14 protein-coding genes are annotated in these 16,324 nt (G+C 69.5%); 6 read left to right on the top strand and 8 right to left on the bottom strand.

What is annotated here, in order from left to right:
* Window positions 1–31 precede the first annotated feature (31 nt).
* Genes ABN611_RS38035 through ABN611_RS38045 form a run of 3 tightly spaced genes read left to right on the top strand, consistent with a single transcriptional unit; the run spans window position 32 to window position 3,130 of the window.
* The gene (locus ABN611_RS38035) at window positions 32–787 is read left to right on the top strand and encodes an Asp/Glu racemase (protein ID WP_350277152.1); all 756 of its coding nucleotides are present in this window, start codon (window positions 32–34) and stop codon (window positions 785–787) included.
* A complete protein-coding gene (locus ABN611_RS38040; protein WP_350277153.1) occupies window positions 784–1,938 on the top strand; it encodes a M24 family metallopeptidase in 1,155 nt (384 codons plus the stop codon). Before ABN611_RS38035 ends, ABN611_RS38040 begins: the two co-directional genes overlap by 4 nt.
* A 4-nt stretch (window positions 1,939–1,942) precedes the next feature.
* Window positions 1,943–3,130 (top strand): PLP-dependent aminotransferase family protein, encoded by a 1,188-nt coding sequence (locus ABN611_RS38045; protein WP_350277154.1) that lies wholly within the window; start codon window positions 1,943–1,945, stop codon window positions 3,128–3,130.
* Here ABN611_RS38045 and ABN611_RS38050 read toward each other — a convergent pair.
* Entirely contained in the window at window positions 3,119–5,854 is a 2,736-nt protein-coding gene (locus ABN611_RS38050; RefSeq protein WP_350277155.1) for an FAD-linked oxidase C-terminal domain-containing protein, read from the bottom strand. The genes ABN611_RS38045 and ABN611_RS38050 overlap by 12 nt on opposite strands.
* 340 nt (window positions 5,855–6,194) lie before the next feature.
* Here ABN611_RS38050 and ABN611_RS38055 point away from each other — a divergent pair, with 340 nt between their 5' ends.
* Together ABN611_RS38055 and ABN611_RS38060 are read left to right on the top strand one after the other, a co-directional pair.
* A complete protein-coding gene (locus ABN611_RS38055) occupies window positions 6,195–6,923 on the top strand; it encodes a maleate cis-trans isomerase (RefSeq protein WP_350277156.1) in 729 nt (242 codons plus the stop codon).
* Window positions 6,920–7,588, top strand: coding sequence for a GntR family transcriptional regulator (locus tag ABN611_RS38060; RefSeq protein ID WP_350277157.1), 669 nt, complete (start codon window positions 6,920–6,922; stop codon window positions 7,586–7,588). The genes ABN611_RS38055 and ABN611_RS38060 overlap by 4 nt, the downstream gene beginning before the upstream one ends.
* 18 nt (window positions 7,589–7,606) lie before the next feature.
* On the opposite strand, the gene ABN611_RS38065 is transcribed toward ABN611_RS38060, so the two are convergent.
* The gene (locus ABN611_RS38065) at window positions 7,607–9,067 is read right to left on the bottom strand and encodes an NAD-dependent succinate-semialdehyde dehydrogenase (protein ID WP_350277158.1); all 1,461 of its coding nucleotides are present in this window, start codon (window positions 9,065–9,067) and stop codon (window positions 7,607–7,609) included.
* Window positions 9,068–9,147: 80 nt separating this feature from the next.
* Here ABN611_RS38065 and ABN611_RS38070 point away from each other — a divergent pair, with 80 nt between their 5' ends.
* Window positions 9,148–10,401 (top strand): aspartate aminotransferase family protein, encoded by a 1,254-nt coding sequence (locus tag ABN611_RS38070; protein ID WP_350277159.1) that lies wholly within the window; start codon window positions 9,148–9,150, stop codon window positions 10,399–10,401.
* A 74-nt stretch (window positions 10,402–10,475) separates the two neighbouring features.
* Here the strand turns inward: ABN611_RS38070 and ABN611_RS38075 are convergent, their stop codons facing one another.
* From ABN611_RS38075 to erpA, 6 genes are all read right to left on the bottom strand, one after another.
* Entirely contained in the window at window positions 10,476–11,849 is a 1,374-nt protein-coding gene (locus tag ABN611_RS38075) for an MFS transporter (RefSeq protein WP_350277160.1), read from the bottom strand.
* Window positions 11,850–12,065: 216 nt separating this feature from the next.
* Window positions 12,066–13,037 (bottom strand): glycine betaine ABC transporter substrate-binding protein, encoded by a 972-nt coding sequence (locus ABN611_RS38080; RefSeq protein WP_350277161.1) that lies wholly within the window; start codon window positions 13,035–13,037, stop codon window positions 12,066–12,068.
* The gene (locus ABN611_RS38085) at window positions 13,034–13,855 is read right to left on the bottom strand and encodes an ABC transporter permease (protein ID WP_350277162.1); all 822 of its coding nucleotides are present in this window, start codon (window positions 13,853–13,855) and stop codon (window positions 13,034–13,036) included. Before ABN611_RS38085 ends, ABN611_RS38080 begins: the two co-directional genes overlap by 4 nt.
* Window positions 13,852–15,078, bottom strand: a complete 1,227-nt coding sequence (locus ABN611_RS38090) for an ABC transporter ATP-binding protein (protein ID WP_350277163.1) — start codon at window positions 15,076–15,078, stop codon at window positions 13,852–13,854. The genes ABN611_RS38085 and ABN611_RS38090 overlap by 4 nt, the downstream gene beginning before the upstream one ends.
* Complete coding sequence (locus ABN611_RS38095; protein WP_350277164.1) at window positions 15,071–15,712, bottom strand: ABC transporter permease; 642 nt, start codon at window positions 15,710–15,712, stop codon at window positions 15,071–15,073. The genes ABN611_RS38090 and ABN611_RS38095 overlap by 8 nt, the downstream gene beginning before the upstream one ends.
* 126 nt (window positions 15,713–15,838) lie before the next feature.
* Entirely contained in the window at window positions 15,839–16,195 is a 357-nt protein-coding gene (erpA, locus tag ABN611_RS38100) for an iron-sulfur cluster insertion protein ErpA (RefSeq protein WP_350277165.1), read from the bottom strand.
* Between the last annotated feature and the right edge of the window lie 129 nt (window positions 16,196–16,324).

The raw sequence follows: 16,324 nt of genomic DNA on the forward strand, positions 1-16,324 counted from the left end.
ACAATCCATCAAGAGCCGCACACTGACTCGCATGAGCACGCGTCCCCTGACCAACCCGATGCCCGCGGCGGTGCCACCACTGCTGCAGACCGGCATCGGCGTCGTCGCGCCGTACGACTTCGCGCTCGACCGCGAGCTCTGGCGCTGGACACCCGACGAGGTCACCCTGCACCTCACGCGGACGCCGTACGCACCGATGGCCGCGACCGTCGAGATGGCCGTGCACATCTCGGATCCGGAACTCGTCGCGCGGACGACGTACGACGTGCTCGCCGTCGGCCCGCTGGCGGTCGCGTACGCCTGCACGTTCGGTAGTTTCGTCGGCGGCCTGGCCGGCGAGCTCGCCCTCGTGGACGCGATGGTCGGCGCCGGTGCGCCGGCGGCGGTCACCACCAGCGGCGCGCTGCTGCTCGCGCTCCGGCGGCTCGGCGTGCACCGGATCGCGACCGTCACGCCGTACACGCACGACCTCACCGCCGGGCTGACCGCGTTCCTCGCCGAAGCGGGGATCGAGGTCGTCGCGACGGCTGGGCTCGGGCTGATCGCGCAGATCTGGGCCGTCCCGTACGAGACGACGGTCGAGCTGGTCCGGAGCGTCGACAGCGCCGCCGCCGAGGCGATCTTCATCAGCTGCACCAACCTGCCGACGTACGACGTGATCGCCGGCCTGGAGGCCGCGCTCGGCAAGCCGGTGCTGACCGCGAACCAGGTCACGATGTGGGCCGTCCTCGAACTCACCGGGCACACCGGGATCGGCCCGGGCCAGCGATTGCTGAGCGTCCGATGAAGGAATACGACGCCCGGCTGGCCAAAGTTCGCGCCGTACTGAGGCAGCGCGGACTCGGCGCGCTCGTGGTCAGTGATCCCGCGAACATCTTCTACCTGACCGGGTACGACGCCTGGTCGTTCTACACCCCGCAGTGCGTGCTGGTTCCGGCCGACGGCGACGTGCAGTTGTTCGCGCGGGCGATGGACGCCGCCGGGGCGTCGTACACCTGCGACCTGCGGGCCGACCAGATCCACGGCTACCCGGAGTCGTACGTGCACCGGCCGGACCTGCATCCGTTCGACTGGATCGCGCAGCGCTGTCACGAGCTGATCCCGGGCGGCGCGGACGTCGCGGTCGAGTGCGACGCGCACTACTTCACCGCCCGGAGCTACCTTGCCCTCGGCAACGGTCTGCCGGGCCGCCGGCTGGTCGACTCGGCCGAGCTCGTGAACTGGGTCCGGCTGGTGAAGTCGCCGTACGAGCTCGGCCAACTGCGGATCGCCGGCACGATCGCGGAGCACGCCATGCGGGTCGCGCTCGACGGGCTGCGCCCCGGACGGCGGCAGTGCGACGTGGCCGCCGAGATCCTCGCGGCGCAGACGACCGGCACTGCGGAGCACGGCGGCGACTACCCGGCGATCGTGCCGATGCTGCCGACCGGCGACGCGGCCGGCACACCTCACCTCACCTGGAGCGATCGTCCGTTTGTCGACAATGAGGCGACAACGATCGAGCTGGCCGGCGTCCACGGCCGGTACCACGCCCCGCTGGCGCGCACCGTGATGCTCGGCGACCCGCCGCGCCGGCTCCGGGAGACTGCGAAGATCGTTGCCGACGGCATGCAGGCGACATTGTCGACAATCCGTCCGGGCGTCACCGGCGGAGCGGTGCACGCCGCGTTCAACGAGGTCATCTCCGCGCACGGGCTGGTGAAGGAATCGCGGATCGGGTACTCGATCGGCATCGGGTACCCGCCGGACTGGGGCGAACGCACCGTCAGCCTGCGCGCCGAGGAGACCACCGTGCTCACCGCGGGCATGGCGTTCCACGTCATCCTCGGGATGTGGATGGACGGCTGGGGCTACGAGCTGTCCGAGCCGGTGGCGGTCACCGACGACGGAGTGGAACGGCTGACCGGCCTGTCCCACGAACTGACGATCAGGAGGTAGTCCCTTGCCAGCACTCCCGTACGCCGCGCGCGCCGCCGGACTCGTGGGCTCGGTGATCGACTCGAGTACGTCGCTGCTGCACAAGCAGACGCACGACATCGTCCGCTTCGCGATGGGATCACCGGCGGCCGAGGCCGTGCCGTCGGAGGTGCTGTCCGCGATCGCGGCCGAGGAGCTGAGTCGGCCCGCTGCCTACGACTATGCGGCCACCGAGGGCGACCCGCCGCTGCACGCGGCGCTGCTGGAGATGCTGCGCGGGACGAGCGACGAGACGACCGCCGAGCGCCTCACCGTCACCGCCGGTGGCATGCAGGGCCTCGACCTGTTCTGCAAGATCTTCGTCGATCCCGGCGACCTCGTCGTCGTCGAGTCCCCGACGTACACGAACGGCAGCGCGACCGCGCTCTCGTACGGCGCCGAGCTGCTCGAAGTACCGGTGGACGACGACGGGATGATTGTCGACGATCTACCGCGGCTGCTCGACGGGCGGCGGCCGAAGGCGATCTACACGATTCCGACGTTCCAGAACCCGTCCGGCGCGACGCTCTCCCTTGAACGCCGGCACCAGCTGCTCGACCTCGCCCGCTCCTGGGGCTCGATGGTGATCGACGACGACCCGTACGGTCTGCTGCGCTTCGCCGGCGAACCGCTTCCGACCCTGCGCGAACTCGGCGCGGGCGATCCGCTGGTCTTCTCCGTGCGGACCTTCTCCAAGATCGTCGCGCCCGGGCTGCGCGTCGGCTGGGTGGACGCGGATCCCGAACTCCAGCAGGTGCTGATCAACGCGAAGCAGGCGATGGACACCTGCACCAACCTGCCCGCGCAGCGCTTGCTCGCCGGCTTCCTGACCGGCGGTCATCTCGAGGAGCATCTGGTCAAGCAGCGAGCGGAGTACAAGCGGCGCAAGGAGGCCATGCACGCCGCGCTGACCGAGCACTTCGCCGACATCGCTCGCTGGACCGATCCGGAAGGCGGCTTCTTCCTCTGGGTCACGTTGCAGAACGGCGTCGACACCGAGGAACTGTTCGAGGTCGCGCTGGCCGAAGGTATCGCATTCATCCCCGGTCCGGCCTTCTCCCCCGGCGGTCGCTTCACCGACGCGTTCCGGTTGTGCTTCGCATCGACCACGCCCGACCGGATCCACGAGGGTGTCGCTCGGCTCCGGCGGGCCGCGGACAAGCTAGCGGGGTAGCGCGTCGGCCAGGAGTTCGGCCAGATGGCGAGCGCGGCGCGGGGTGCCTTGAGCGATCTGCGTGCGACAGCTGAAGCCGTCGGCGAGCACGGTTGTTGATTGTGGCAACGACCGTACGGCGGGCAGCAGCACGCGCTCACCGACCGCCTTGGAGACGTCGTAGTGGTCGCGTTCGAAGCCGAAGTTGCCGGCCAGACCGCAGCAGCCCGGAGGCGCCAGGCCCGCCTCGATGCCAGCCGCTGCCATCAGCTTGCGGTCGGCGTCGAAGCCGAGAACGGCGTGCTGATGGCAGTGCGGTTGCACGAACGCCTCTCCCCCGACGTGCGGCGGTTGCCAGGCGGAATCGACGAGGAGTTCGGAGAAGGTTCGGATCTGGGTCGCGGCCGACGCGGCGAGCGGGTTGCCGGCCAGGAGCGCGGGCGCGTCGTGGCGGAAGGCCGCCGTACAGCTTGGCTCGAGACCGATGATCGGCGTACCGGCGTCGAGGTGCGGGGCAAGGGTGTCGAGCGATCGGCTGACGACGCGGCGGGCCTTGGTGAGCTGCCCGGTCGAGATCCACGTGAGTCCGCAGCAGACTGGTTTGCTAGGCAGCACAACCTCGTAGCCCGCTGACTCCAGTACGGCGACCGCGGCGCGGCCGATCTCTGGTGCCAGGTAGTTGGTGAAGGTATCCGGCCACAGTACGACGCGCTGGCCCGCGGCCGACGTACTGCGTCGTTCGAACCAGCGGGTGAAGGTCTCCGTGGCGAAGGGCGGTACGTCGCGCTCGGCGGCGATCCCTCCGAGGCGCTTCGTCAGCCTGGAGCCGGCGAAGCGGTTCGCCAGCCGGGGTGCGTGCGCGGCGAATCGTGACCACAGCGGCAGCCAGCCCATCGACCAGTGCGACAACGGGCGCGCCCACGGCCGCCGCGCGTAGTGGTGGTGGGTGAACTCGGCCTTGTACGTCGCGATGTCCACGTTCACCGGACAGTCCGAGAGGCATCCCTTGCAGGACAGGCAGAGGTCCAGCCCGTCGCGTACTTCGGTCGAACGCCAGCCGTCCGTGACCACGTCGCCTTGGAGCATCTCCCACAGCAGGTGCGCGCGGCCGCGGGTCGAGTGCAGTTCCTCGCGGGTGACCTGATAGCTCGGGCACATCACGCTGCCGGACGTCTGGCGGCACTTCCCGATGCCCACACACCGCCGCTGCGCCTGCGCGAAGTCGTGGTCGTCGCCCGGATAGTCGAAGATTGTCAACAACCCACGGTCCTTGGCCGGTCCGTCGTGCCGGATCGCGAGGTCGAGCGGCGGCGGTTCGGCGATCATGCCCGGGTTCAGGACGTCCGCGGGATCCCAGATTCGTTTCAGCTCGCGGAAGAGCGCCAGCCCGTCGGCGCCATACATCTTTCCGAGCAACTCGCCGCGCGCCCTGCCGTCGCCGTGCTCCCCCGACACCGAGCCGCCGAGTTCGACGACCAGGTCGGCGGCCTGTTCGACGAACTCGCGGTACGTGGTCAGGCCGCGCGGACTGAGCAGGTCGAAGTCGATCCGCATGTGCATGCAGCCCTCGCCGAAGTGGCCGTACGACGCACCGGAAAGGCCGTGCTGGTTGAGCAGTACGTCCAGGCCGCGCAGGTACGCGCCGAGACGTTCGGGTGGTACGGCGGCGTCCTCCCAGCCGCCCCACGCCTCGGCGCCGTCCGCGCGGCGGGTCGCCAAGCCGGCGGCGTCCGTACGGCAGCGCCAGAGGACGGCTTGCGCCTTCGGGTCGGTGACCAGTGAGGCGGTCGCGGGTGAGCCGGAGTCGCGCAGTTCTTCCAGCATCGCGCGGGCGGCTGCGGCGGCTGACGGTTCGTCCTCGCCGCCCAGCTCGACAAGCAGCCAGGCCTTGCCTGCGGGGAGGCCGGCGTGGACCGCAGCGTCGCGGACCTCGGTCGGGAGGCGGTCGACGAGTTCGTGGTTGATGGATTCCATGGTCAGCGGGGCGTGGCGCAGTACGACCGGGACGCAGTCCGCCGAGGTGATCGAGTCGCTGAAGCCCAGTACGCACAGGACCTTTGCCTTGGGCAACTCCACGAGGCGGACGGTCGCCCGGAGCGTCGCGGCCAGGGTGCCTTCGCTGCCGGAGAGCAGGCCGGCGACGTTGTAGTCGTCTAGTAGGCGATGCAGCGCGTAGCCGGAGATCTGGCGGGTGAACTGGCCGAACCTTCGCCTGATCAGGAGTTCGTTTCGGTCGGTGAAGGCCTGCAGGGCTCGGTGCAGTTCGCCCTCGCGTCCCGGGCGGGCGGCTGCCTCGGCACGGTCGGCTGTCGCGTCGAGGGTCAGGCGGGTGCCGTCGGACAGGACCACGTCGAGCGCGCGCAGGTTGTCGGCCGTCGTACCCCAGGCGACCGAGTGCGCACCGCAGGCGTTGTTCGCGATCATGCCGCCGAGCGTCGCGCGGCTCGCGGACGACGGGTCGGCACCGAACGCGAGGCCGTGCGGTTTCGCGGCGGCGAGCAGGTCGGTCAGTACGACGCCCGGCTCGACGACGGCGGTCCGCGTGGTGGGGTCGATGTCGAGGATCTGGTTCACGTACCGGGAGGTGTCGACCACGACACCGCCGCCTGCGACACTCCCGATCGCGTTGCCCGCCATCGACGTACCACCCCCACGCACCACCACCGGCGCACCCGCCCCCGCAGCCAGCGTCACAGCCGCCGCGAGGTCCTCCACATCAGCCGGCACAACCACCAGCTCCGGCACCGCCCGATAGTTGGACCCGTCCGCCGCATACAACGCCCGAGTCCGCCGATCATCGGCCACCACCCCCCGCAGCTCTCGCCGCAGCACCCGAGCCACCCGCCGAACGTCATACCGAGCTCCGGGTGCCCCATCCCCGCCCGCACCACCGCCCGGCGCACCACCGCTCCGTGCGCCGCCGTGCGCGGCTCCGTCGGGACCGGGGTCGGGGGCCGGGGGGCTTCCGGGGGTGGGGTTGGGGTCAGGCATGGGGTTGTCCACAGGGGAGCCGGGGTGGGGCGCACCGTGGGGTTAACATTGTCGACAATCTACCTATTCGGTGCGCATCAAGCCAGGAGGTCCGATGGTCACGGTAGGGCTGCTGTACCCCGGACACAGCGCCGAGGACGACTACCCGGCGCTCGAGGCGCGGCTCGGTGGTGCGGTCAAACTGCCGGTGGTCATCACCTCGGTGGGCGAGGACGCGCACCGGGTGGACGCGCTCCTCGACCTCGGCCGGGCGGAGCGGCTCGCCGAGGGGGCCGCGGAGCTGAAGCCGGCCCGGCCGGACGCGGTGATGTGGGCGTGTACGTCGGGCAGCTTCGTGTTCGGGCGTGAAGGCGCGAACATCCAGGCCGCGGGCGTGGCGCAGGCGCTCGGCGTACCGGCGTCGTCGACGTCGATCGCGTTCGTCGACGCGTGCCGGGCGCTCGGCGTCCAGCGGGTCGCCGTCGCGGCGTCGTACCCGGAGGACGTCGCGCAGCACTTCGTCCGGTTCCTGACCGCGGGCGGCGTCGAGGTGGTCTCGATGGGCAGCAACGGGATCATCACCGCGGCCGAGGTCGGCACGCTGCGGCCGGAGCAGATCGTCGCGATGGTGCGGGCCGCCGACCACCCGGACGCCGAGGCCGTCCTGGTGCCGGACACCGCGATGCACACGCTGGAGATCGTCGACGATTTGGAGAACGCGGTCGGCAAGCCGATCCTGACCGCGAACCAGGTGACGGTCTGGAAGGGGCTGGAGCTGGTCGGGCCGGTACCCTCGTTGCCGGCTCTGGGGACGTTGTTCGGCACAAGGGGGAAATCGGAGTGACCAGTTACATCGAGCCGCTGGCCCAGGAGTCGACGCCGAGCATCATCGCCGACAAGCTGCGCAAGGCCATCGGCCACGGGGAGATCAAGCCAGGTACGCAGCTCGGCGAGGCCGACCTGGCGCGCAAGCTCGGGGTCAGCCGCGGCCCGTTGCGCGAGGGCATGCAGCGCCTGACCCAGGAGGGCCTGCTGGTCTCGATCCGCAACCGCGGCCTGTTCGTCATCGACATGACGCCGGACGACATCCGCGACATGTACCTCGCCCGCGAGGCCATCGAACGCGCCGCGGCCCACAAGATCCTGCAGGGCAACTACGAGGCGGCCGGTACGGCGCTGCTCGCGATCGCGAACAAGATGCTCGACGCCGACGGCGATCCGAAGGCGATCGGCGAACTCGACATCGCGTTCCACGAACTGCTCGTCCGGCTGGCCGGCAGCCCGCGGCTGACGCGGATGCACCAGACGTCCATCGTCGAGACCCGCATGTGCATCCACGCCCTCGAGGAGACGTACCTCGCCGCCGACGCCCGCGCCCTGGAGCACGAACGCCTCGCCAACGCCATCCGAACCGGCGACCCCGAACGCACCGACCGCCTCCTGATGGACCACATGGACGACGCCATAGAACGCCTCGTCAACCGCACCGCCGAGCCCACCAGCCGCTGAACCCCACCGGCCGGTGGATCAGTCGTTGACTGCTATGCCGATGTACTTGGTTTCGAGGAATTCTTCGATGCCTACGGAGCCGCCTTCGCGGCCGAGGCCAGATTGTTTTACGCCGCCGAAGGGGGCGGCGGGGTTGGAGACGATGCCTTGGTTGAGGCCTACCATGCCGGTTTCTATCGACTCGGCGACGCGGAGGGCGCGGCGTAGGTCGTTCGTGAAGACGTAGGCGACCAGGCCGTACTCCGTGTCGTTGGCGGCCCGGACCACCTCCTCCTCGGTGCTGAAGGCGGTCAGCGGTGCCACCGGGCCGAAGATCTCCTGGTCGGCCATCGCCGCCTCCCGCGGTACGCCGGTCAGCACCGTCGGCGGGTAGAAGTACCCGTTGCCGTCAGCAACCTCTCCGCCGGTCAGCACCGTCGCACCACGGTCGACCGCGTCCGCGACCAGCGCGCGGACCTTCGCCAGCCCGGCCTCGTCGATCAGCGGGCCTACCTGTACGTCCGGCTCGGTCCCGCGGCCGACCGTCAGCGCGCCCATCCGTTCCGCGAGCCGGCGCCCGAACTCGTCGATCACCGACTCGTGCACGAAGATCCGGTTGGCCGCCGTACACGCCTCGCCCATGTTCCGCATCTTCGCCGCGATCGCGCCGGTCACGGCCTCGTCCAGGTCCGCATCCTCGAACACGATGAACGGCGCGTTGCCGCCGAGCTCGAGCGACGTCCGCAGTACCTTCTCCGCGCACTGCTCGAGCAGGATCCGCCCGACCCGCGTGGACCCGGTGAACGACAGCTTCCGCGCGAGTCCGGAGCGGATCAGCGGCTCCATTACTCCGCCCGCGTCCATCGCCGTGACGCAATTGACCGCGCCCGCCGGCAGGCCGGCCTCGGCCAGGATCCCCATCAGCGCGAGCATCGACAGCGGCGTCTGGTGCGCGGGCTTGATGACACTCGTACAACCCGCAGCGATCGCAGGCCCGAGCTTGCGGGTCCCCATCGCCATCGGGAAGTTCCACGGCGTGATCAGCAGGCACGGCCCGACCGGCTGCTTGGTGATCAGGAACCGCGCGTTCCCGGCCGGTGCCGTCTGGTACCCGCCGTCGATCCGCAGCGCCTCCCCTGCGAAGTGCCGGAAGAACTCGGCCGCGTACGCGATCTCGCCACGCGCCTCCGCCAGCGGCTTGCCCATCTCCAGCGTCATCAACAACGCGAGCTCGTCGACGCGGTCCATCAACAGCTGGTACGCCGTCATCAACAGGTCCGAGCGTTCTCGCGGTGACGTCGCGGCGAAGGCCGGCTGCGCGGCGACCGCGGCCTCGAGCGCCGCGCGACCGTCCGCGGGCGAAGCGTCCGCGACCGCGCACAGCACCTTCCCGGTGGACGGATCGACCACGTCGAACGTCGTACCGCGGTCCGCGTCGACCCATTTCCCGTCGATGAACAGCCGCTTCTCGACGGCCTCGACCACCGTGGACTCGTCCATGAGCACCCCTTCACCGGCCTCGTGAGCTGAGATACGCTGATTGTCGACAATCTACCATCCTACGACTGGAGGGGAAGTCCGTGGCCGAGCTCTCACAGATCCTGAAACAGGCAACCGGCGTGGTCGCCGCCCGTGGTGAGGGCGTCCAGCTGTTCGACGAGGACGACCGCAGGTACCTCGACTTCACCGCGGGCATCGGCGTCACGTCGACCGGCCACTGCCACCCGCGCGTGGTCGCGGCGGCCCAGGAGCAGGTCGGCCGGATCATCCACGCGCAGTACACGACCGTCATGCACCGGCCGTTGCTGACGCTGGTGGACCGCCTCGGCGAGGTCCTCCCCCGGCACCTCGACCGGATGTTCTTCGCGAACTCCGGCAGCGAGGCGATCGAAGCAGCGCTCCGGCTCAGCCGGCAGGCGACCGGCCGCCCGAACGTGATCGTGTTCCACGGCGGCTTCCACGGCCGCACCGTGGCCGCAGGCTCGATGACCACGTCCGGCACCAAGTTCCGCTCCGGCTTCAGTCCACTGATGGCGGGCGTCCACGTGTCGCCGTTCCCCGACCCCGGCCACTTCGGCTGGCCCGTCGAGCAGGCAACCGACTTCGCGCTCAGCCAGCTGGACTACGTGCTGCAGACGCTGAGCGCGCCGGCCGACACCGCGGCGTTCTTCGTCGAACCGGTGCTCGGCGAGGGCGGCTACGTTCCCGCGAACGAGCGGTTCTTCGCGGGCCTGCGGGAACGCGCCGACGCGCACGGCATCCTGCTCGTGGTCGACGAGGTGCAGACCGGCTTCGGGCGGACCGGCAAGTTCTGGGGCGGCGACCACTTCGGCTCGCACCCGGACATCCTGGTGACCGCGAAGGGCCTGGCCTCCGGGTTCCCGCTGTCCGGGATCGCGGCGCCGGCGGCGCTGATGGAGAAGGCCTGGCCGGGTTCCCAGGGCGGCACGTACGGCGCGAACGCCGTCGCCTGCGCGGCCGCGCTCGCGACGCTCGACGTGATCAAGGACGAGAACCTCGTGCAGAACGCCGCCGACCGCGGCGCCCAGCTCAAGCAAGCGCTGCAACTGGTCGCGGACAAGCACGACCAGATCACCGACGTACGAGGCCTCGGCCTGATGATCGGCAACGAGTTCCGCGACGCGGACGGCAAACCCGACCCGGCGACCGCCGCCGCGGTCCAGCAGGAAGCGGCGCGCCGCGGTCTGCTGCTGCTCACCTGCGGGGCCTGGGGTCAGGTCGTGCGGTTCATCCCCGCCCTGGTCGTCTCCCCCGACGAGATCGACGAGGCCGCCGGCCTCTGGTCCGACGCCGTCGCGGCGGTCGTCGGCTGACCGAAAGCGGTCGTCAGCTGACGACCGCAACAGAAGGCCGGTCCGCGAAGCCGCGGACCGGCCTTCCGCATGGTTCACGCCTTGGCGTGCGCGGGCTCCAGCGCCACCGGTGGCGGGGCGTCCTCGGTGCCGGGGATCTCGGTGCCGTTCAGCGGGCACCGCGTGGTCTCCGGAACCTTCGCCAGCGCGATCGCACCCACGAGGCAGGCCGCCATCATGTAGTACGCCGGCACCAGCGAGTCACCCAGTTTCGCCGTCAGCCAGTCGTTGACCGCGGGCGCCGTACCGCCGAACAGCGACGTCGACACGTTGTACGCGATCGCGAATCCGGCGAACCGGACATGGGTCGGGAACATCGCCGGGAAGGTCGCCGAGATCGTCGCGAGCTGCGGCACGTACAGCAGGCCGAGTACGGCGAACCCGATGACCGCGCCGAGCATGTTCGTGCCCATCAGCAGGAACATCGGTACGCCGAACACGAACAGCCCGGCCAGCGACGCCCACCACAACGGTTTTCGCCCGATCCGGTCCGAGGCGCGGCCGGCGAACGGGACGAACACCATCATCGCCAGCATCCCGATGATCGGCACGATCAGGGACTGGTCCGCGCTCAGCCCGATCTCCTTCTCCAGGTACGTCGGCATGTACGAGAGCAGCGTGTAGTTCACGACGTTCAGCGCGATCACCATGCCGCCGAGCCGCAGGATCGGTGCCCAGTAACCGGCCAGCAGGTCCTTGAACTGGGTCGCCGTCTCCTCTTCCTTCTGGCCCTTCTCCTCGAGCTCGCGGAAGACCGGCGTGTCCTCGAGCCGGGACCGGAGGTAGACGCCGACCAGGCCGAGCGGCGCGGCGACCAGGAACGGCAGCCGCCAGCCCCAGGCGTGCATCGCCTCGTCGCCGAGCACCAGCGAGAAGCCCAGCATCAGCAGGGCGCCGAGCGAGAACCCGGCCAGCGTGCCGAACTCCAGGAAGCTGCCGAGGAACCCGCGCTTGCGGCTCGGCGCGTACTCGGCCATGAAGGTCGCGGCACCGCCGTACTCGCCACCGGTCGAGAAGCCCTGGATCATCCGCAGCAGCACCAGCAGGATCGGCGCCCAGATCCCGATCGTGTCGTACGACGGAACCAGGCCGGCGAGCAGCGTCGCGCCGGACATCATCAGGATCGTGATCGCCAGCACCTGCTTGCGGCCGAGCCGGTCGCCGAGCGGGCCCCAGACCAGGCCGCCGAGCGGCCGGACCAGGAACGAGACGGCGAACGTCATCAGGGCGAGCAGCGTCTGGCTCTCGGTGTCACCCGGGAAGATCGCCGCCGAGATGTACGTCACGCCGTACGCGTAGATGCCGTAGTCGAACCACTCCGTGGCGTTGCCGATCGCCGAGGCGGCGATGGCTTTCCTCAGTACTCCGGGCGGCTGCTCCTTCTCCGTCGTGGTCTGCGGCGGACTCACGGGCGGCCGGTCCTGGGGCTGCGCGGCCCCGGAAGAATCAGCAGGGCCCGCTGGCGGGGTCTCGGCGTCCACGGTTTCCTCCTGTCGTCATACGGCCTCACCCGAGTGCCCACCCGCACGTAGTTCACACGCCCGCACGGGTCAGGTCGTAGTTTTGTTGACAATCCGAAGGTTAACCATGTGCATTCGTGAACCACAAGGAGTTGAGTGCGCGTGTCAGTCGCGGCTGACGAAGCCTTCCTTGACGAGCCAGTCCATGGCGACGTCGGCGGGCTCGCGGCCGTCGACGTCGACCTGCGCGTTGAGCTCGATCAGCACCTCGTCGGTCAGCTTGTCCGACACCGGCTGCAGCAGGTCCCGCAACTGCGGGTACTCGTCCAGCACCTTCTTGCTGATCACCGGAGCCACGTTGTACGCCGGGAAGTACTTCTTGTCGTCCTCCAGCACCACCAGGTCGAGGGACTTGATCCGCCCGTCCGTGGTGAAGATCTCCCCGAACCGGCAGTCCCCCTTGCTCGTCGCGGCGTACACCGCGCCGGTATCCAGCGTCCGGATGTTGTCCCGCGGTACGCCGGAACCCAACGGGATCCCGTAGTGCTTCAGCATCGGCTCGAACCCGTCGTTGCGGTTCGCGAACTCGGACTCGACGCAGAACGTCCGCTCCTTGACCGGCACCGACCGGACCTGGGACAGCTTGGTGATGCCCAGCCGCTCGGACTCCTTCCGCGTCATCGCGAAGCCGTAGCTGTTGTTCATCGGCGCGGGCTTCAGCCAGATGAAGCCGTACTTCTGCTCGTCCTCCTTGCGCACCGCGTCGTACTGCTGCTGCTTGTCCGGGATCCCGGTGTCGTGGCCGAGGTACGAGATCCACGCCGTCCCGGTGTACTCCCACGACATCTGGATCTGGCCCTGGATCATCGCCTGCCGGGACGTGTCGCTGCCGGGCATGTTGGTCAGGTCCTGGACGTCGGCGCCGGCGGAGCGCATCAGGATCGCGGCGATCTTGCCGAGGATCAACTGCTCCTGGAAGCTCTTCGACCCGATGCCGATCGTGAGCCCGTCCAGGCCCTTCACCGAACTCAGTGGGCCCTGGAGCGCACCGGTCGGCACGAAGCCGCCGCTGGTCCCCAGGCCGCAGCCGGACAGCACAACGAGGAGCGCGGACACCGCCGCTACCAGCCGCTTCATCCGAGTCCTCTCGGTCGGGTGATCTCTTCGAGTACGCGGCCCGCCCAGTCGATCAGCAGCGCGAGCGCCGCGACGAGGAGGGCGCCGCTGATCAGCACGGGATACCGCAGCAACCGGATGCCGGTGGTGATCAAGCTGCCCAGTCCCCCGGCGTCGATGAACGTGGCGAGCGTCGCCGTACCGACGACCAGGACCAGCGCGGTGCGGATGCCGGCCATGATCACCGGCACCGCGAGCGGCAATTCGATCCGGCGCAGTACTGCGGCACTCGACATGCCCATGCCGCGCCCGGCCTCGACGAGGGTCCGGTCGACGCCTTGCAGACCGACGATCGTGTTCCGTAGTACCGGCAGGATCGCGTAGAGGCAGAGCGCCAGGATCGCGGTCCAGAAGCCGAAGCCGAGCCAGATCGCGAGCAGCACGATCAGGCCGATCACCGGCGCCGCCTGGCCCGCGTTCGCCACCGCGACCACGACCGGGGCGGCCCGGCGGGACCGCGGCCGGGTCAACATGATGCCGAGCGGTACGGCGACCAGCAGCACGATGATCGTGGCCACCGCGGTGAGTTCGAGGTGTTCGACGGTCAGCCGGCCGACCAGTTTCCAGTCCAGCTGGCGCTGCTCGATCGAGTCGAGTTCGGCCTGCGAGCGCCAGATCGCCCAGGCCGCGACGACGACCGCGACGAACAGCGGCTGCCCGATCAGCAGCCCCCACGACGGCCGCCGCGCCCGCCCGGCGGCGAGACCGGCGGCGGTCGCCTTCGCGTCCGCGAGGTTCTCCCGCGGCTTGAGATCGGGTCCCGGATCGAGTGCGGTCACGGCGCGACCTCCGCCTCCGGCCGCCCGTTCCCATCCGGATCCGGCCGGCCATTCCCGTCCGTGTGGTCATTCCCGTCTGCGTGACCGTTGCCGTCCTGGATGCGGGTGAGCACGGTCTGGAAGTCGACGACGCCGAGGTACTCGTCACGGCGGCCGGTCACCACAGCACTCCCGTGGCTGGACATCAGCATCGTGTCGAGCGCGTCGTTCAGCGTCGCGCGCCGGTCGATCGTCACCAGGTCACTGTCATCGGGTGGGGCCGGCACATTGTCGACATTCGACAAATCGGTGGTCCACATCCAGTCCACCGGCCGCCGGCGCCGGTCGAGCACGACCACGGAGTCGTCACCCGCGGCCTTGGCGGCCCGCAGTACCTCCGGTGCCGGGTCGCCGATCTCCGCGACCGTCGGCTGGGTCAGCTCGATCTCGCTGACCCGGCTCAGTGTCAGCTGCTTGAGCGCGGCACCTGCGCCGACGAAGTCCGCGACGAACCGGTTCGCCGGGTTCGCGAGGATCGCCTCCGGGGTGTCGTACTGCGCGATCTGCGCACCCTCGGTGAGGATCAGGATCCGGTCGCCGAGCTTCACCGCCTCGTCGAAGTCATGGGTGACGCAAACGATCGTCTTACGCAGCTCCTCCTGGATGCTGAGCAGCTCGTCCTGCAGCCGCTGCCGGGTGATCGGGTCGACCGCGCCGAACGGCTCGTCCATCAGGATCACCGGCGGGTCCGCGGCCAGCCCGCGCGCCACCCCGACGCGTTGCTGCTGGCCGCCGGAGAGCTCCCGCGGGTAGCGGTCGCGGTACCGCTGCGGGTCGAGCCCGACGAGTTCGAGCAGCTCGTCGACGCGTTCCGCCGTACGGCGTTTGTCCCAACCCAGCAGGCCCGGGACGAGCGCGATGTTCTGCGTGACGGTCATGTGCGGGAACAGGCTGCCGCCCTGGATCACGTACCCGATCCGGCGCCGCAGGTCGTCGTCGTTCTGCCGGCTGACGTCCTCGCCGCCGATCCGGATGCTGCCGGACGTCGGCTCGATCAGCCGGTTGATCATCTTCAGCGAGGTGGTCTTGCCGCAGCCGGACGGGCCGACGAACATCACGATCTCGCCGGCCGGGATGTGCAGGGACAGGCTTTCGACGGCCGGCTTCTTCTGGCCCGGGTACCGCTTGACGACATCGGTCAGCTCGATGTCGACGCCGCTGACGTGTGGTTCGGATTCAGGCACGGATACCCCTCGAGGTGGTCAGGCGGCCGACGAGCAGCAGCATGGCGTCCAGGATCAGAGCGAGCAGGACCACGCCGAGCGTGCCGACCAGCGCGGAGTTCAGCGCGTTCGCGCCACCGATCTGGGTCAGACCGGTGAAGATGAAGCTGCCCAGGCCGGGCCCGAGCACGTACGCCGCGATCGCCGCGATGCCCATCGACATCTGGGCCGAGACCCGGACGCCGGCGAGGATCACCGGCCAGGCCAGCGGCAGCTCGATCCGCAGCAGGGTCCGCGCCGCGCCCATGCCCATCCCGCGGGCCGACTCGATCAGCGTCGCGTCCACGCCGGCCAGGCCGACGACCGCGTTGCGCAGGATCGGCAGGCACGCGTAGAAGGTCACCGCGACCACCGAGGTCGCCGTACCGATGCCGGCGATCGGGATCATCAGGCCGAGCAGCGCGAACGACGGGATGGTCAGCCCGACGGCGCTGACCGCGCCGGCCAGCGACGCGATCCGCGGATTCCGGTGCACCACGACGGCGAGGCCGACCGCGATCACCGTGGCCAGCAGCACGCACTGGATCACCAGGCTGAGGTGCTGGTAGCTCTGGTAGAGCAGTTGCGAGTAACGCTCAGTTATGTAGTCCCACACGTGGCCAGCCGTACCCAACAAACGTGTGATTCATACATTGGGACGATCTCTTCCGAAGTCCGGACACGCCGAAGCCCCCGGTCACCGCGGTGACCGGGGGCTTCGGGGAGGCCTAGCCGAACGGGCTCAGTTGAACGAGTCGCCGCAGGCGCAGGAGCCGGTGGCGTTCGGATTGTCGATCGTGAAGCCCTGCTTCTCGATTGTGTCGACGAAGTCGATCGTCGCGCCCTTCAGGTACGGCGCGCTCATCCGGTCGGTGACGACGTTCACACCGTCGAAGTCGGCCACCACGTCACCGTCGAGCTGACGCTCGTCGAAGAACAGCTGGTACCGCAGCCCGGAGCACCCACCCGGCTGCACGGCGACCCGCAGCGCGAGGTCGTCGCGGCCTTCCTGGTCGAGCAGCGCCTTCACCTTCGCGGCGGCTCCGTCGGTAAGGAGAACACCAGTGGCGGCGGCCTGCTCGGTCTGCGCTTCAGTCATCCCTGACTCCAGTCATCTGCTCAAGTGCCGGCGCACAGCTCCGTCGGCACGGAAGTCTCTTGTCAACACGGTCCAACACAAGCCGGTCCGCGCTCATTCCCATGGTCGCACACCAATTTCACGGATCAA

Origin of the sequence: Kribbella sp. HUAS MG21, assembly GCF_040254265.1 — a bacterium.
GTDB lineage: Bacteria > Actinomycetota > Actinomycetes > Propionibacteriales > Kribbellaceae > Kribbella.

Coding starts and splice junctions, on each gene's coding strand:
- ABN611_RS38040 (WP_350277153.1), top strand. CDS start 784: ATGAAGGAATACGACGCCCGGCTGGCCAAAGTTCGCGCCGTACTGAGG.
- ABN611_RS38080 (WP_350277161.1), bottom strand. CDS start 13,037: ATGAAGCGGCTGGTAGCGGCGGTGTCCGCGCTCCTCGTTGTGCTGTCC.
- erpA (WP_350277165.1), bottom strand. CDS start 16,195: ATGACTGAAGCGCAGACCGAGCAGGCCGCCGCCACTGGTGTTCTCCTT.
- ABN611_RS38065 (WP_350277158.1), bottom strand. CDS start 9,067: ATGGACGAGTCCACGGTGGTCGAGGCCGTCGAGAAGCGGCTGTTCATC.
- ABN611_RS38055 (WP_350277156.1), top strand. CDS start 6,195: ATGGTCACGGTAGGGCTGCTGTACCCCGGACACAGCGCCGAGGACGAC.
- ABN611_RS38035 (WP_350277152.1), top strand. CDS start 32: ATGAGCACGCGTCCCCTGACCAACCCGATGCCCGCGGCGGTGCCACCA.